This is a genomic window from Psychrobacter sp. Pi2-51 (genome assembly GCF_904846665.1).
In the GTDB taxonomy this organism is placed as follows: Bacteria; Pseudomonadota; Gammaproteobacteria; order Pseudomonadales; family Moraxellaceae; genus Psychrobacter; species Psychrobacter glaciei.
The window spans coordinates 34,542-51,234 of record NZ_CAJHBP010000021.1 but is presented as its reverse complement, the minus strand read 5'-3'; the positions used below and the strand labels follow the sequence as shown (position 1 = coordinate 51,234).

Below are 16,693 nucleotides of genomic sequence, written 5' to 3'. Positions count from 1 at the left end.
TTCTAGGGGTTGTTCGTCATTATAGTAGATAGAAAATGGTTGAACAGTAGTATCAAAATTTATAGTACTATTAGTATTATTTTTTAAGTTAATTGAGAAAATCAAGTCACCATTTTCTTCAAATAGACTATAACTATCAATTATTTTAAAGTTATCCATATTCATTTCAGACACCATCTTTGTATCACTTTGATGTAAACTCTTGAAATTATTGGTGCAACTACTAAGTATAATAATGCTGCTAATAATTACAAATACCCATTTTAAATTTTCAAGCATATTACTTCCTAATAAGTATTTTTTATCATTCCTGACGCATAATAAGAGAAACTGTCCGCGTGCTTTAATGCTAGGTCTGGCCTATCTTGAGCCAGTTTTTTTGAAGCTATAGTTCCATATACACTCTTACCGTTGTTGTAGAATTCGCCAGTTTTTATGTTGTTGAACAAGTCTTTTGTTCCAGCAATATCATCAAAATGAGAAAATTCATGAGTTAACAGTCTAGCATTAGTCGACTTGTTTATAGGTTTTCCTGTATATGGGTCTTCAAAAAATGCTTTACCCGTATTGATGCGATGAGTAGTATCTTTTGTTGTAACATAAGCACCGACACGTGGATCGCTAGCAAGGTAACCTCCGCCTAGTACTTGTGAAGAGCTTCTTACGTCCTTGAAATTATCTAAAGTTAAATTTTTGTTTAAATCAAGCATTTTATCTACTTGAGATAACTTCATTTCTCTCGATTTTTCAATATCCTTTACATCGCCAAATGCCTGCTTGAATTCTTGTTGGTCATCTGAATTCCACCTTGTAAGGGTATTTTTAGTGTTATTAAGCATTCTGTTTTGCTCAATCACTGCCTCTTGAATAGCTTTTTTTCAGTTCCCGTATATTCCGCTGCTGAACTGGTTTCACTAAATATAGCTAATTGTGAATTCACTTCAGTTCCATTGTCAAAAGGGCTAGAATAAACCACATTTGAATTATCAGAAGCCGTCAAACTTGCAAACAAACTATCAGGCTCAGATTTCGCAAATATCAAAGGCGCTGCCTGCGCAATACTGCCTACATCAAAGTCAGACTCCGCAAACGCCTGCTGAACCGCAATCAGCTTAGCCCCGCAGCTGGTCACATCACCGCCGCGTGCAATGGGTGCGCCATCGACGATAAACGACGGGTCACCCGTAAGAATAGTCGTGACCTTTTTGCATTTTTTACAAACAACTTTATCGCCTTTACGCGAGATAGGGATGCCGTTATGAGTGGTGTGCGGTGAGCCGGAGATGACCGTCCCACCATGTGAAGTTTTTGCGCCGACTGTGATATAGGCTGCCATAGTGCTACCTTGCTTAAATGCCCAACGTTTAGATGCTTATCGCGAATCTATTATTTGCCTGACATTATAGAAGCCTAAAGCGTTAAAAATAAAACTTAAGTTTGTCTAAAGACGTGGTTTATATGGAAAGCTTAGTCGGGGTAAAGCACAAAATATTTCGAGTAATTGACTGCAATAAGAACGTGAGAGTTCTTATATAGCATTAGTAACGAGCAAAAATCTAACCTTCCATCTCACTAACCAACCACACAGACACGTCATCAATCTGCGCTGCCAACTCAGGATGTGCTTTGCCTAACTCATCAAACTTAGCTTTAATCTCATGTTTGTCATATTTAATGTCCGTCAATGTATCTTTTAATAGCTCAATCAACTCAACATTTAGCGCATCAGAGAAAATGACGACATCGCTTATCACTGCTTGCTTCACATCAAGGTGACAATCAATAATGCCCCAATCAAAGCGCGTTTCAATGTGATGGGTGAATTCAGGGGTTTTACCAAAACGCCAATCCCAATCTGCCATTTGTTGATAGTATTTATTAAGCGATGGCTGCTTGGCGAGACTGGCTTCATCCAATTCTTCTACTGGCGTAGTGTCGCCATAATCTTTGTCGCGATAGTATTCACAAAACGCCTCGATAATCGCATCGGATAGCGTCTCATGATTGATGTCTTCATTGAACTCTTTCAGATTAGCGACGCGTGCACGGACAGATTTGATACCTTTGGCTTTGAGTTTCAGTGGATGCGGATTGAGATACTCACCGAGCTTTTGCATATTGGCATTTACGAGTAACGTACCATGATGAAAGCTACGATCGGCCGCATGCTTAAAGGCACTACCTGATATTTTCTTGTCACCGACTTGCATGTCATTACGACCTGATAAATCCGCGTCTATGCCTAATTTTTTTAGCGCATTGATGATGATGGTGAAGTTCGCGTCTTGGTCGTAGTCGGCTTTGGGCGACAAAAAGGTAAAGTTGGTATTGCCCAAATCATGAAATACCGCGCCGCCGCCACTCTGACGCCGCGCCAAAAACACCTCGTCAGCTTCCATCTTATCGATTTTGCATTCTACCCATGGGTTTTGCGAGCGCCCAATGACCACGGTCTCGCTATTGCGCCATAGGAATAGCGTGTGCGAGTCGGGATTGAGCGTATTAAATATCCAATCCTCGGTCGCAAGGTTAAACCAAGGGTTGGTCACGGCAGACTTTAAGATACGCAGTTTCATTATTTGTCCTTGTTATTATGAAGATTGTTAGTAGAAGCTATTGTTGCTGATGCGGGGCTTTAATTCAATGGGGGTGTGATAAGGGGAGTTTGGATTGGAATGTGAGGATAGGACGGAGTATTTTTATTAATGTTCGGACGAAGGCTTATAGATTTTGAAGGTTTGGTGGAGCTAATCCTGCTATCCGCTTGTATCTCACTTGTCGATGACGTGCGGACTGGTTTGTCTGGTGGCGTTCCAACATTCGAGCGACCGCCCCCAGCCATAGTCCGCATCGCCATCGTCGGCGTTAGGATACCGCTGCTATCAGGGCTAAACCACTCCCTAAGTCGACCATTGATATTTTGAACAAAGCTTAGATATAATTTTGAGTTTGGCGCAGGGCGGGTTAGCGATAGCGTAACCCACCAAGTAATTACCTGTTTTAAATAATAGATCTTTTGCATAAGTTGTCGCTAGTCTTTGAAGCTCTGTTAATAACAGTCAATAGAATGGGACTTTTGCAAGAAATCTATGTAGTTATGTTTTATCAATACTCTTTTTGAGAGTTCAAAAAAAACAAACTATTGTTCATATATTAAGATTTTATCTTAAGGATTATTAGCAAACCAAGCATCTTTTGTAGAGACGCAATGCTGACAACGCATATCTTGCCCTATATAAGCTCCCAATAGACTATCTTCATCAATACTACCATTACCTATACACGACCCATCTTCATTAATCATTCCGTCACAAGGTACATCGATGATTAAAGGTTTAATTGCATTATCATAATGATGTTTTTGACTCGTGCTCATCTTTGCAAAGTTTCCAGAATCTGCTGATAAGAACTTAGCTACACCAACACTAGCATCTGGTTTATTAATGCCATTATTTCTTGCTGAGTCCACAATATATTCTTCATTATTATCTACAATATATTTTAGAACTTTAGTTTGATATTCAGTTAACATAACTTATTTCTACCTTTTAAAATTAGAATGTTTATTGATTTAATTCCCGATAATACTTACAGCTAATCTGCTTTTCACTATAGCACTAGATACTAATATGTCTAGGATAAGTATTTTATAAGTTTTTTAAAAAATATCAGTAAAGGGCAAGTGTAAAGTAGACTAAAGAGATTTAAATTACCATTAGATAGCGATTATTTGACTTCATAAAAAAAGTTCACCTCAAACTAAAAAAACGCCCCTCAAGAGCGCTTTTTATCTAACTAATTCTTATAGATATCCAACAACCTACCCAAAATCTCTCTTCAAAATAGCCGCCATATTACGCTCCGCAAGTCCGGTGATAAACACATACGGATTGACGCCAGCGCTGCCGGGGATTACCGAATGACGGCAGTTGCAGAGGTTTGTGCTATGGGTTCAATGAGTATTAAGTTGTAAGGATTTGGCACACCGACTTTTATAATTGAAGCACAAAGCTTAAGTAGAGATGGACGCTTATAGTTTGGACACTCATAAAGTAATATAGGGCTTTGGTTTCGGGAAAAACGCCCAGACTTATTATAGCTACTTTAATCGTGCTTAGCGTATTGGTAATTTTAATATGTGGACTTGTTAAAAAGTTGAAGACTATTGAAAGAATATAAATGAAAAAAATTACTATAATGCTCTTTTTCAGTATGTTTACTTGTTTACTTGTTTACTATTTATCTTAATCATTAACTCTAAATACATTGCTTTTGCTTGCTTTAACGTTTCAGATGAAAGTTCTGTTTGCATAGCTTCGGCAAATCTAGTGTCTACACCGTTGAACTCATCTTCATAGCGTCCATCACGTAAGTCACTGCTGACATAAGCATAGGCTAGAGTTCTAACCAGATCAGGTTCTAGATTAGCGCCATATTCTTCTGGATATAAATGAATAGTCATAAGTGCTAATGCTGACTCCCAGTTTTTCTCTAACATTAGATCTTCGTTCAATAACTCAATAGTTCTAATTATTTTAGACTTATTTTTCATATGATGCATATACAAATATGCCAAATTGACTCTTGATTTTTTTATGTTTTGCTCTATAGCAATTTTGTTGTAGGACTCTGATTTATTATAGTCGATACGATTAAACTCTGGATCTCGATAGATAGTCATTAGTAATTTAGTAGCATCATGCGAGCCTACGTCAAAGGCATACTCTAAATAAACAATGATTTCATCTATGTTTAACTGAGTATCATTTTCAAATATTTCTGGATAATTGATCTGATAAGCGCCTATATAATATCCAGATTCCTTTTGACCTAAATTAAAGGCTTTCATGTGATACTCATAAGCTAGTTGATAATTTTCTAATACTAAATCTTGATACGCTGCATAGGTAAAACAATACTCAGCTGCCTTCTTATCATCACATAGTATCCGAAGATGTTCTGGATCTTCGAGTTGCTCTAACTGACTTATAAGACTAATAGAGCTTGTTTCTATTAGTGTAGTATCGTTCGTAATATAGCCAGTATCTGCATAAACCATAGTCGCGCTTGATAATGACAGTATGAGTAGTGTTTTTAAAACAATTACTTTACTTATCTTTTGGTATTGCATCCTGAATTTCACTCCCTTTCTCTTTTACCGCATTATAATCATCATAAGCATCCCATGCTTTTCTAACTGGTTTAGGTGCAAAATCCTTAGCCTTATCTACAAGCTTGCTTTTTCCTGTCTCTGTAGCTTTATCAACCGCCTGATCTTTTAGAGCATCACTATTCTTTTTTAATACATTATCTAAAACAGTTCGTCCTGCATCATAACCTTTGTTAACTTGTCTTCCTGCACCATCTAATGAGCTACCAGTCTTCTTAATACCATCAACAGCTTCACTTTTCCATCCATCACGAACTTTTGCCATTGGATTTTCATAACCAATTTCATCATAAAGAGGAGGAGGCTGACCCTGTTGAATACCTAATGGTCGTTGTTGTGCTGCATTATTCTGTGCTGAATTTTTCTGAATGTTACGTGCACGTGATGCAATGCTCTGCTGTTCGATACTATCCCGTCGTGCTTGTTCAGCGTTGTAATCGGCTAACTTACCTCTTTCCTTCAAGCCCTCAACACCAACCTGTCCAGTTTTTGAATTCTCACCATAAATGTTTGCCGTTCGCGCAAGCTTATCATTATCCCATGCTTTCCCTGGGTTATAGGGTCTAGAAGAAGGATTTCCCCCCATTTGTTGCTTTGCCCTTCTAAACGCTGCAAGCTCTTCCGGACTTCTTGCTGCCACCATACCACCGTCTGCAATAGCATCCTCTATCATCTGATCGTTCATTGCATATAGCTCTTCGTCGCTCATCTCATCAGAAGCTTTTAAATTTGCAAACAAAGCCTCGGGATCCAACTTAGGAAACACCAGCGCCGCCGCCTGCTCAACCCCAAACACCTCAAAACCCGACTCCGCAAAAGACTGCTGAACCGCAATCAGCTTCGCCCCGCAGCTGGTCACATCACCGCCACGTGCAATGGGTGCACCATCGACAATAAACGACGGGTCACCCGTAAGAATAGTCGTGACCTTTTTGCATTTTTTACAGATGACTTTATCGCCTTTACGCGAGATAGGGATGCCGTTATGAGTGGTGTGCGGTGAGCCGGAGATGACCGTCCCACCATGAGAGGTTTTTGCGCCGACTGTGATATAGGCTGCCATAGTGCTACCTTGCTTAAATGCTCAACGTTTAGACGCTTATCGCGAATCTATTATTTGCCTGACATTATAGAGGCCTAAAGCGTTAAAAATCAAACTTAAGTTCGTCAAAGCATGTCGTCTATATGCAAATTTAGGCACTGTTTAGCGTAAAAGCGATTGACCGTACTAAAGATTCAACCATTTCAATTGTTCTCAATACCTAGCAAAAATCTAACCTTCCGTCTCGTCACTCAAACATTCCCTGATACTTTTAATAAGGTGGGCTCGGAAGTCTGTGGAGTAAGGCGTTGATAGTTAAGATTAGCTTTATCAAACAACAGGATTGATAAATTATCATTGAATATAAAGTCTTATTCCCCATAATGTAGTCGAACTGCTCACAAGATACTTTGTGTATCGATTGCATGATTCAATCGCAAGCATGGATACATTTTATGAACTCAATAACTCATAAACTTTTCATAGCGCTGAGCGGATTGATTTATAGTAACGGGCATCTACAACAACGATCCTCATTTGTAATAACAAACCAATTAGATATAAGGCATATCATGGCACACGACAACTTATTTGAACCACTCGATATGGGCACTCAAACCCTAAAAAACCGTATTATCATGGCACCATTGACGCGCTTGCGCTCTGTCGAGCCAGGTGATGTTCCGACAGCATTGGCAAGCGAATACTATTCACAGCGTAGTGGCGCTGGGCTTGTCATCACTGAGGCGACTCAGGTTTCTTTTCAAGCGAAAGGTTATGCTGGCGCGCCGGGTATTCATACCCAAGATCAAATTACAGCATGGAAAACCATCGTTGATAATGTTCATGCCAAAGACGGAAAAATCGTCGCACAGATATGGCATACCGGTCTGGTTTCTCATGAAAGCGTGCAGCCTGATGGCAAAGCGCCAATTTCTGCGTCAGATGTTCATGTTGGTATCCGTACCTCATTGCGCGATAGCAACAATCAAGCCATCCGCGTTGAAGCAACGACACCACGTCCAGCCACACTTGATGAAATTAAACAAGTCATTGCTGATTTTGCACAAGCAACCAAAAATGCTCAAGAAGCAGGGTTTGATGGGGTAGAGATTCATGGTGCTCATGGCTATCTGTTGCATCAATTCTGGGTTGAGCAAACCAACCAGCGTGATGATGAGTACGGTGGTAGCCGCGAAAACCGTGCACGTTTGACGCTAGACGTTATCGATGCCTGTGTCGATGCTTGGGATGCCGACCATGTGGGCATTCGTATTTCGCCACTTGGTACTTTTAATAATGTCGAAGCTGGCTATAATGAAGATGAAAACATCTGGATGATTGAGCAGATTAATGACCGTGGTTTGATGTATTTACATTTGTCAGAGCCTGATTGGGCAGGTGGCACGCCTTATAATGATGAATTCCGTAAGCACATTCGCCAAGCTTTTAGTCAGACGATTATCGCGGCTGGTGGTTATACTGCTGAAAAAGCAGAGAGAAACATCAAAGCAGGTTATATCGATGCGGTCGCCTTTGGTCGTGACTATATCGCCAATCCTGATCTGGCCGAACGTATCCGCGAAGGCGCTGCGCTAAACGAGCAGCATCCAGAAAGCTTCTACGGCGGCGGTACTGAAGGCTACACCGATTATCCATTTCTAAACCAAGCATAATGGACTGTCAGCTCGTGTAAATGCTAAGCCGATAATATCCCTAAAAGGTATATCCATTAAAAAGCCACCTTACTATCAATAGTGAGGTGGCTTTTTTATTGTCAATAATTTGAACGTTTACTGTGTTCAGTTCTTATGGCTTTTATACTATTCATAAAAGCCAAAGTAATTCATAAAAGCCAGAGTAACAAGGAAAATACATGCAAGTATGACGCATTGCAGGCTAGAAAAACTGGACATGGCTAAATGTATTTTTTAGATTTGCTATCACTATTTACCAAAATTACCTGTTTGATAATCGCGAAAAGTTTGTTTTAGTTCGGCCTGGGTATTCATGACAAACGGCCCATAACTGGCGATAGGTTCGCCAATGGGTTCGCCGCTTAATAGCAGTAATTTAACAGGTGCGACGGCTTTTTCAGTATCAGATGTTGCTGGATAAGTCAGCTGAATAGTGTCAGTGGCATCGGTAATAAATGAGGCAGACTGCTCTGTTTGTGAATCTATAGCTTGAGAGTTTATAGTGCTTTTGATAGGTGCTACAAACTGAATCAGTTGACCCGCTGCGATAGGGGTGTCATTAACGAGTAGCTCGCCTTCTTGTACCAATAATAGAACATTATGGCTGTTTGGCACCTGTAGCGTCATCGATCCTGCTGCATGCAGCTCGATATCCCATAAATTAATGGGTGTAAAGGTATCGGCTGCTCCAGTTATATCTTGCCACTCACCAGCGATGATAGCCACTTTACCAATGGTTGTTTGAGCGGCCTCACTATCATCTAGCAATTCAATAATCGGCATATCAGTCCGTCTGATGGACTGATATTTTGGCTCAGTCAGCTTGTGGGCGCTTGGTAGGTTTAACCACATTTGCACCATACTAAAGACGCCACCGCGCTGTCCAAATGCCTCAGAGTGGAACTCTTCATGCAAGATACCGCGCCCTGCAGTCATCCATTGCACATCACCTTCGAAGATGATGCCGTTACCGCCAGCTGAGTCCCTGTGACTGATTTCACCAGAGTAAGCGATGGTCACGGTCTCGAAGCCTTTGTGTGGATGCTGTCCGACACCGTGAGGCTGCGCTTCATAATTGGGGTTTGGGGCAAAGGTCGTGGGCTTGCCATAATCCAATAATAAAAATGGGTCAGTGTGGCTATAATTAAAATTGGGATCATCCTCAAGATGATTGACTAAGGTTTTCACATAAAAACCGTCACCGACCCAATGCGGTGCTTTGTCACCATGAATATGTTTAATTGCACGCATTGTTCACCTCGTAAGCCCGTGTTTATATTTACTATTATAATGATGGTCATCACAGTCAATCGTGTATACAACGGATTGACATGTCCCGAGACGATAACTGTCTATCTGGGGTCTATTTAGGGTTTATTTCTAAACTTATCAATAGACCCTAAATAAAATCCACTTCTATTAGACCACTTCGCCGCAGACAAAGCCACTGGCCCACGCCCACTGGAAGTTGTAGCCACCGAGCCAACCTGTGACATCCAATACTTCTCCGATAAAGTATAGTCCGTCCTGAAAGTTGCTTTGCATGGTTTTTGACGAGACTTCATTTGTTTTGACACCGCCGCGTGTCACTTCCGCGGTACGATATCCTTCAGTGCCAGACGGCTTAAGCTGCCAGCCATTGAGCGTCATACCAAGTTCAGTCAGACGCTCGTCCTTAATATTGGCCAGCTCTGTGTCTTTGATGTCATCCCACAAGTGCGTTTGTAGCGCTGCCAATAGCTTCTTGGGTAATGCGCTATCGGTATAATCAGCCAAGACAGTACGAATGAGCTGTCTGGGATGCGATTTTTTATGCGCCAAAAGTAGCATTGTCATATCGATATTTGGTAGTAAATTAATGCTAATGGTTTCGCCAATTTGCCAATAGTTTGAAAGCTGTAGCATAGCAGGACCTGAGAGTCCGCGATGGGTAAACAACACAGGCAATTTAAAGGAGATGCGCTCATTACTGGCAATGACTGGCAGACTAATACCTGCCAAAGCACGGATGAGCTCGCCAGTTTTATCAGTGAAAGTAAAAGGCACGAGACTGGCATCGGTTGCGACAAGCGTATGCTCGAACTGCTGCGCCAATTCATAACCCAAGCCACTAGCGCCCATCGTTGGGATAGACAGCCCGCCAGTCGCCACCACTAAAGATTCACAGCGGTAGCTTGTTTGCGGCAGCTTGGTTTGATTGCCTGATTCTTTTCTCTCTTGCTTTTCTTTTTTGCTGAGTTGCTTGGTTGTCAGTAATTCAAATCGGGCATTTTTATCATTTTCGATGGCTTGAACGCTTTCAACTTGCGCATTCAGCTTCACTTGCACACCTACCGCGCTACATTCATCCAGCAGCATGGTCAAAATATCTTGTGCAGAATCATCACAGAACAGCTGACCATGCTCACGTTCGTGGTAAGCAATTTTGTGCGCCTCCACCATACCAATAAATTCCCAACTCGGATAACGACTCAAGGCTGACTTACAGAAATGTTGATTGGCACCAATGAAGTGCTCAGGCTCTACAAAATAATTGGTAAAGTTACAGCGGCCACCACCCGACATGAGGATTTTTTTGCCAGCTTTATTGGCATGGTCTAATACCAGCACGCGGCGACCACGGCGACCCGCAGTGAGCGCACAGTATAACCCTGAAGCGCCTGCACCGATGATGATGACATCGTATTGGCTGTTTGACTTAACGGGTGCCGCTTGGTTTTGCATTTGGCTCATGATAATGACTTATAGGGTAGGTTAAGATAATAGGTTTGAATAAACGATATAAAGTATCTCAATTATACCATGGCACAATGTCAGTGTTTTTAGGTGAGTAATATAAATAGCTTTGGCCCACTTGCTATAAATCATTGAATAACTTTACTTTTTCTATAGACAACAATTGATGATTGGTATAATGTAAAAATATGAATGTTATTCGCACCTATTGCTGCCACTTTTGTTACCTATTAGAATTTTAGTCGTTTTTATTTGAAGGAAATGAACTTCTTCAAAAGTAGTTGAGTTAAAAAGCCAGCCGATTGAACGGCTTATTCAAACATTGTCACGGATGACAATGCTAAGACAAAAGGGACTTTATGGATATCCTACAACTGCTCATTAGCGGGATTGCTAATGGCTGTATATATGGGCTGTTAGCGCTGGGTTTTGTGCTCATTTACAAAGCCTCAGAGGCAGTGAACTTTGCCCAAGGCGACATGCTTATGCTCGGTGCCTTTTTAGGCATATCTTTCATTAATGCCGATCAGGCAAACTTTCCCTTCTTATTAGGTATCACCTTTGCGGCTATTATCATGGGCGCATTTGGCTACTTACTCGATCGCTTTGTCCTACGTGGTATCTTTGGTCAACCGCAATTTGCTATGGTCATTCTTACCATCTCGCTTGGTTTCTTGATGCGTTTTGTCGCTGGAGTTATCTGGGGACATAGCCCAGTTTCACTACAGACACCATTCTCAGGCAAGATGATGGCATTAGGCTCGCTTAGCATTGCTTATGTCGACATCATTATCATCATATCTACTATCGCACTAACCTCCATTTTATACTTCTTTTTTGCCCACACGCGGCTCGGTATTGCGATGCAAGCCAGTAGTCAGAACCAAATGGCCGCCTACTATATGGGTATTCCTGTGAAGCGCGTCAATGGTATCGTTTGGGCATTATCAGGAGTGGTTGCTGCGCTTGCCGGCATACTATTTGCCGCCAAAGGCGCGATTGAGCCTTCTGTCGGACTACTATTCGGTATCAAGGCCTTTGCCGCTGCCGTAATCGGTGGATTAGGCTCATTGCCTGGTGCGCTGGCAGGCGGGTTGCTGGTAGGGGTGATAGAGCCCTTTGCTGGTCGCTATCTCCCGCTAGGCTTAAGTCAAATTGCGCCTTATGTGGTTATGCTGATCGTGCTAATCGTACGTCCAGGTGGTATTTTTTCTCAGGTCAAACAGAAAAAAGTATAGAAGTTTTGAGTCAAGGATGACTAAAATATTTCAAGGATGAGTACTGCCCATGAAAGCCCAGTTTAAACACAGTTACGATCAAGATATCAATATCTTCGATGACAAGCGCCAACTCATAAAGTATGGCGTACTCCTCTTACTCCTTTTAATGGCACCTTGGCTGCTGAGTAACTATTACGTTAGTGAGCTCAGTGCCATATTGATCTGGTCTATCTCTGGACTGGGTCTGATGCTCTTGACGGGTCACACCGGACAAGTCAGCTTAGGTCACGCCGCCTTTATGGCTATCGGTGCGTTTAGCCATATGGCACTGATGGCTCGAGGGTGGAATTTTTTCCCTGCCTTGATTGCTTGCGCGCTCATTACGGGGGTCATCGGCGCTATCATTGCCAGACCGATTTTAAGAACCAGCGGCATCTATTTAGCCATCGCAACCTTGGCACTTAGTATTATTGTCGAAGACATCGCTATCGTCGCTGAGCCTATTACTGGCGGCATCTCTGGTACCTTTGCCTCTCCTATTAATCTCTTTGGCTACACCATCGATCGCTATATCACACCAAAGGCCTTTTATTACTTGTGCCTCGCGCTCGTGGTGCTGGTTACCTTAGGGTATATCAATTTGCTTAGGAGCGGCACTGGACGCTCGTTCTTAGCCATCAGAGACAGCGAAGTCTCTGCCCGTGCTCTTGGTGTCAATGTACCGCAAGCCAAAACGCTCGCTTTTAGCATATCTTGTGCGATTACTGCTATTGGCGGCGCTATGTACGGGCACTTTGTGCAAGCGGTCAATTATGAGAGCTTCACCGTTATTATCTCCATAACCATCCTCCTGCAGATTGTCATCGGCGGTTTAGGCTCCATACATGGTGCGTTTTTTGGTGCTATTGTCGTTGTCCTATTGCCACAAGTCATTGCTATTTTAGGCGATGTCATTGGTCAAAGTACGGGCTCTAGTATCACCAGTGTTCCTGGGATTGATACGGCGCTATTTGCCTTAGTCATTGTCATTATGATCATCTATGAGCCACGCGGTATATACGGTATTTGGATAAAGATACGGACTTGGTTTCAGATGTTTCCGTTATATCGAAAAGGTCTATTTCGCCGTTCCAAAACTTATCTGAAAACGGAGCGTATGCGATGAGCTTATTAAAAGTTGACTCCTTATCTATTGCGTTTGGTGGTGTCAAAGCCGTTGATAACATTAGCTTTGAAGTAAACGAGGGCGAGGTATTCACTATCGTAGGGCCTAATGGCGCTGGTAAATCCACGATTTTTAATTTAATCAGTCGCTTGTACGAACCGCTCAGTGGTCGTATTACTTTTGATGGGACTGATATTACCAAGCTACCCGCTCACGATATCGCAAAACTGGGCATTGCCCGTACGTTTCAAAACATTGAGTTATTTGATCACTCAAGCGTGTTACAGAATCTGCTTATCGGTCGCCATTCGCAGCGCAATACGTCGTGGATACAGGATTTGTTGTTTTTGCCAAAGGTGCGCCGTAGCGAGCGCGAGCATCGTCTACAAGTTGAAAAGATTATAGATTTTTTAGAGTTAGCCCCTTATCGAGATAAGCTCATTGCAGGTTTGCCTTACGGCATTAGAAAGGTGGTTGAGATTGCGCGCGCATTAGCCGCTAATCCCAAGCTTATTTTGCTCGATGAGCCTGCCTCTGGTCTAAGCGTGGAGGAGACGTCCGAGATGGCATGGTGGATAGAGGACATGCAAAAGGATCTTGGTTTGACTATCTTGATGGTAGAGCATGACATGAGTCTTGTGAATCGGGTGTCAGATCGAGTATTGGCCGTTGCTGAAGGTAAGTTTTTGGCTCAGGGCACAGCAGCTGAGGTGCAAGCCAATCCACAGGTTATTGAAGCCTATCTTGGACAGGAGAGTGTGTAATGTCAGCTATTAAAAAATCACTATCCTCTGCCGCGCCGGCTACTGAAATGAATTTGGTCGACTCTGAAGTAAAGAACAACGTGCTTGAAGTGCGGAATTTAGAATCCGCTTATGGTCCGGTAATGGCATTGAGGGGAGTGAGTCTAGAGGTGCCCGAAGGTAAAGTCGTCACTATTTTGGGCGCGAATGGTGCGGGCAAGACGACGCTAATGAAGACTATCTCTGGTGTCATCAATCCCCGCAAGGGCGCAGTGTGGTTCCATGGTGAGCGTATCGATGGCACTGAACCTGATCGCTTGGTCAAAAAAGGACTGTCGCATGTACCTGAAGGGCGCGAGGTGTTTCCCTTTTTGAATGTCGCCGAAAACTTGGCAATGGGCGCTTATACTCGGCGTGACAAGTCTGAGATACAGCGCGATGTTGAGATGATATATGAATATTTTCCCATCCTAAAAGATCGCCGTACACAAGCAGCGGGCACGATGTCCGGTGGTCAGCAGCAGATGTTAGCTATCGGTCGCGGACTGATGTCAAGACCCTCCCTTATGCTACTCGATGAGCCGTCTCTTGGACTGTCTCCCTTATTGGTACAAGAGATATTTGCGATTATTCGCAGGCTTAATAAAGAACAAGGCGTCACGATTTTATTGGTTGAACAAAACGCCAGAGTTGCCTTGGCAGCAGCGGATTATGGGTATGTGTTAGAGACAGGGCGTATTGTCATGGCAGGCTCAGCGGACAAACTGATGCACTCTGATGATATTAAAGAGTTCTATTTGGGACAAACCAAAGACAACACTGCGGAAGCCACTCGGTGGAAACGCAAAAAGACTTGGCGATAATAATCATGACGACCTCTATTGATGTTCCTACTGAAAACAATACTTCACTTTCTCCTGCGGATAAGACGAACACATCTGCCGCGCCAGTATCGTCTTATGATTCCTCCAACAATCATTATGATGAGGCTGATCAGCAGATACGCAATGCGCCTTTCGATCATCCACTTCAAATCCTAGAAGGGTGCGATACGCTGAGCAAACTCTGGCGACAGGTTTGCTTGAGCCGAGGCGATAGGATTGCGCATCGCGAAAAAAGCTTTGGTATTTGGCAGAGTTATAGTTGGCTTGACTATTATCATCATGGCTGCGATATCGGCATGGCACTCATCGAGCTTGGTCTGAGCAAAGGCGATACCGTCTCTATCTTGAGCGAAGACAATAAAGAATGGCTCTATTGTGATATGGGCATCTGCGCTGTCGGCGGGATACCCAATGGTGTCTATACGACAGACAGTCCCGAGCAGCTTGCCTATATACTAAATGATAGCCATTCTAAGTTTTTGATCGTAGAGAACGATGAGCAGTTGCATAAGTTTTTAGAGATTCGTGAACAGACGCCTAACGTTAAAAAGGTTATTGTCTTTGAGCGTAAAGGTTTGCGTAGCCTAGAGGATGATCAGGTTGTTTTCCTCGATGATCTATATACGATCGGTCGAAGTATTGAAAACGCAAGAGAGCGTTTTGGCGATTATATCGATCAAGGTACCGCGAACGATATACGCACCTTAATCTACACGTCTGGCACGACAGGCAATCCAAAAGGCGCGATTTTAACGCACGCCAATGTCCTCTTTGAGCTAAAAACAAGCATTGATATCCTCCCGATTTTGCCCACTGATGAGCAGCTGTGTTTTTTGCCCTTATGCCATGTGCTTGAGCGTCTAACATCAGTGGATCTGCCTATTCATCGGGGCTGTATCGTCAACTTTGCAGAGAGCACAGAGACGGTATTTGAGAATATGAAAGAAGTATCGCCTGATACCTTTACCGCTGTGCCTAGACTATGGGAAAAAATGTACGCCTCCATCAGTAATATGCGTAGTGACGCGAGTGCGCTTAATGGCTGGGCATTTGATCAGGCTATAAAAGCAGGTCATGACCACGCTGATATCGTGATGGCAGGCAATACGCCCACAACAGGTCAACGACTGCGTTACGAGTTTTGGAACAAGCTGGTGCTATATAAAATTCGTGACCTGATAGGCATGAGTAATATTCGCCGTGCCACCACTGGGGCCGCGCCCATATCGCTAGATATTATCCGCTGGTTTCATGCGATAGGCGTGCCTATCTATGAAGGCTATGGCATGACTGAAAGTGCAGGTGTGATATCGGTCAATACGCCTGAAGCACAGATGGCCGGTAGCGTAGGTAAGGCATTACCCGATTCTGAAGTCCGTATTGCCGACAACGGGGAGATACTCGTAAAAGGGGCGAACGTATTTGCAGGTTACTGGAACAAGCCCGAAAAAACCGCTGAGGACTTACGGGATGGATGGCTACATACTGGTGATGTCGGCGAGATAAAAGAGGGCTATATATTCATTACGGGCCGCATCAAGGACATCATTATCACCGCAGGTGGCAAAAACGTCACACCAGCTGCGATTGAGAGCAAGCTTAAGTTCTCGCCTTATATCTCAGACGCCGTCATCATCGGCGATAGACGCAAGTATCTGACCTGCCTGATTATGATAGATCAGGAAAATGTCGAAAAGTTTGCGCAAGACAATCAGGTGATGTTCTCAGATTTTCGCTCGCTGTGTCATGCACCAGAAGTCATTGCCTTGATAGATGAGGTTATCCAATCTACCAATCAGACGTTAGCACAGGTAGAAACCATCAAGCACTTCAGGCTCATTGATGTGCTGCTCAGCCCTGAAGACGATGAATTGACCGCGACCATGAAATTGAAAAGAAGTTTGGTTGAGAAAAAGCATCATGCTCTTATCGACTCTATGTACTGATCTGGGGCTTGTCATCAATTAGCACCGTTCAGATTTTTTGACGTTATCTCAACCTTGATAGTATCAATCTTAAAAGTATCAGCCTCAAAA

The 16,693-nt window shown here is 43.0% G+C and carries 15 protein-coding genes; 6 read left to right on the top strand and 9 right to left on the bottom strand.

Annotated features, from left to right (window positions below):
• The 7 genes from JMY08_RS14050 to JMY08_RS10900 all read right to left on the bottom strand — a co-directional run.
• The coding region (locus JMY08_RS14050; protein WP_227679661.1) for a hypothetical protein at positions 1–279 on the bottom strand (279 nt) is incomplete at its 3' end.
• Between the two features lie 8 nt (positions 280–287).
• The gene (locus JMY08_RS10925; RefSeq protein WP_201593326.1) at positions 288–839 is read right to left on the bottom strand and encodes a M35 family metallo-endopeptidase; all 552 of its coding nucleotides are present in this window, start codon (positions 837–839) and stop codon (positions 288–290) included.
• 14 nt (positions 840–853) lie between these two features.
• Positions 854–1,336, bottom strand: coding sequence for a PAAR domain-containing protein (locus JMY08_RS10920; protein WP_201593325.1), 483 nt, complete (start codon positions 1,334–1,336; stop codon positions 854–856).
• A 220-nt stretch (positions 1,337–1,556) separates the two neighbouring features.
• Complete coding sequence (locus JMY08_RS10915; protein ID WP_201593324.1) at positions 1,557–2,576, bottom strand: lipoate--protein ligase; 1,020 nt, start codon at positions 2,574–2,576, stop codon at positions 1,557–1,559.
• A 590-nt stretch (positions 2,577–3,166) separates the two neighbouring features.
• A complete protein-coding gene (locus tag JMY08_RS10910) occupies positions 3,167–3,532 on the bottom strand; it encodes a hypothetical protein (protein WP_201593323.1) in 366 nt (121 codons plus the stop codon).
• 684 nt (positions 3,533–4,216) lie between these two features.
• Positions 4,217–5,131, bottom strand: coding sequence for a hypothetical protein (locus JMY08_RS10905; RefSeq protein ID WP_201593322.1), 915 nt, complete (start codon positions 5,129–5,131; stop codon positions 4,217–4,219).
• Positions 5,109–6,233, bottom strand: a complete 1,125-nt coding sequence (locus JMY08_RS10900) for a PAAR domain-containing protein (RefSeq protein WP_201593321.1) — start codon at positions 6,231–6,233, stop codon at positions 5,109–5,111. The genes JMY08_RS10905 and JMY08_RS10900 overlap by 23 nt, the downstream gene beginning before the upstream one ends.
• A 551-nt stretch (positions 6,234–6,784) precedes the next feature.
• Here JMY08_RS10900 and JMY08_RS10895 point away from each other — a divergent pair.
• Entirely contained in the window at positions 6,785–7,888 is a 1,104-nt protein-coding gene (locus tag JMY08_RS10895; protein ID WP_010196024.1) for an alkene reductase, read from the top strand.
• Positions 7,889–8,158: 270 nt separating this feature from the next.
• Here the strand turns inward: JMY08_RS10895 and JMY08_RS10890 are convergent, their stop codons facing one another.
• Together JMY08_RS10890 and JMY08_RS10885 are read right to left on the bottom strand one after the other, a co-directional pair.
• Entirely contained in the window at positions 8,159–9,160 is a 1,002-nt protein-coding gene (locus JMY08_RS10890) for a pirin family protein (RefSeq protein WP_201593319.1), read from the bottom strand.
• Between the two features lie 168 nt (positions 9,161–9,328).
• A complete protein-coding gene (locus JMY08_RS10885) occupies positions 9,329–10,642 on the bottom strand; it encodes an NAD(P)/FAD-dependent oxidoreductase (protein WP_201593317.1) in 1,314 nt (437 codons plus the stop codon).
• Between the two features lie 362 nt (positions 10,643–11,004).
• Between JMY08_RS10885 and JMY08_RS10880 the strand changes: the two genes are divergently transcribed.
• From JMY08_RS10880 to JMY08_RS10860, 5 genes are read left to right on the top strand one after another with little or no spacing between them, the layout of a single operon-like run.
• Positions 11,005–11,883, top strand: a complete 879-nt coding sequence (locus tag JMY08_RS10880; protein ID WP_189583195.1) for a branched-chain amino acid ABC transporter permease — start codon at positions 11,005–11,007, stop codon at positions 11,881–11,883.
• 49 nt (positions 11,884–11,932) lie between these two features.
• Positions 11,933–13,030: a branched-chain amino acid ABC transporter permease gene (locus JMY08_RS10875; RefSeq protein WP_201593315.1), complete on the top strand. Its 1,098-nt coding sequence runs from the start codon at positions 11,933–11,935 to the stop codon at positions 13,028–13,030.
• A complete protein-coding gene (locus JMY08_RS10870) occupies positions 13,027–13,794 on the top strand; it encodes an ABC transporter ATP-binding protein (RefSeq protein WP_010196014.1) in 768 nt (255 codons plus the stop codon). Before JMY08_RS10875 ends, JMY08_RS10870 begins: the two co-directional genes overlap by 4 nt.
• Before the next feature lie 47 nt (positions 13,795–13,841).
• Positions 13,842–14,636, top strand: a complete 795-nt coding sequence (locus JMY08_RS10865) for an ABC transporter ATP-binding protein (RefSeq protein ID WP_037032897.1) — start codon at positions 13,842–13,844, stop codon at positions 14,634–14,636.
• A gap of 5 nt (positions 14,637–14,641) precedes the next feature.
• Positions 14,642–16,603: an AMP-dependent synthetase/ligase gene (locus tag JMY08_RS10860; RefSeq protein ID WP_201593313.1), complete on the top strand. Its 1,962-nt coding sequence runs from the start codon at positions 14,642–14,644 to the stop codon at positions 16,601–16,603.
• Positions 16,604–16,693 lie beyond the last annotated feature (90 nt).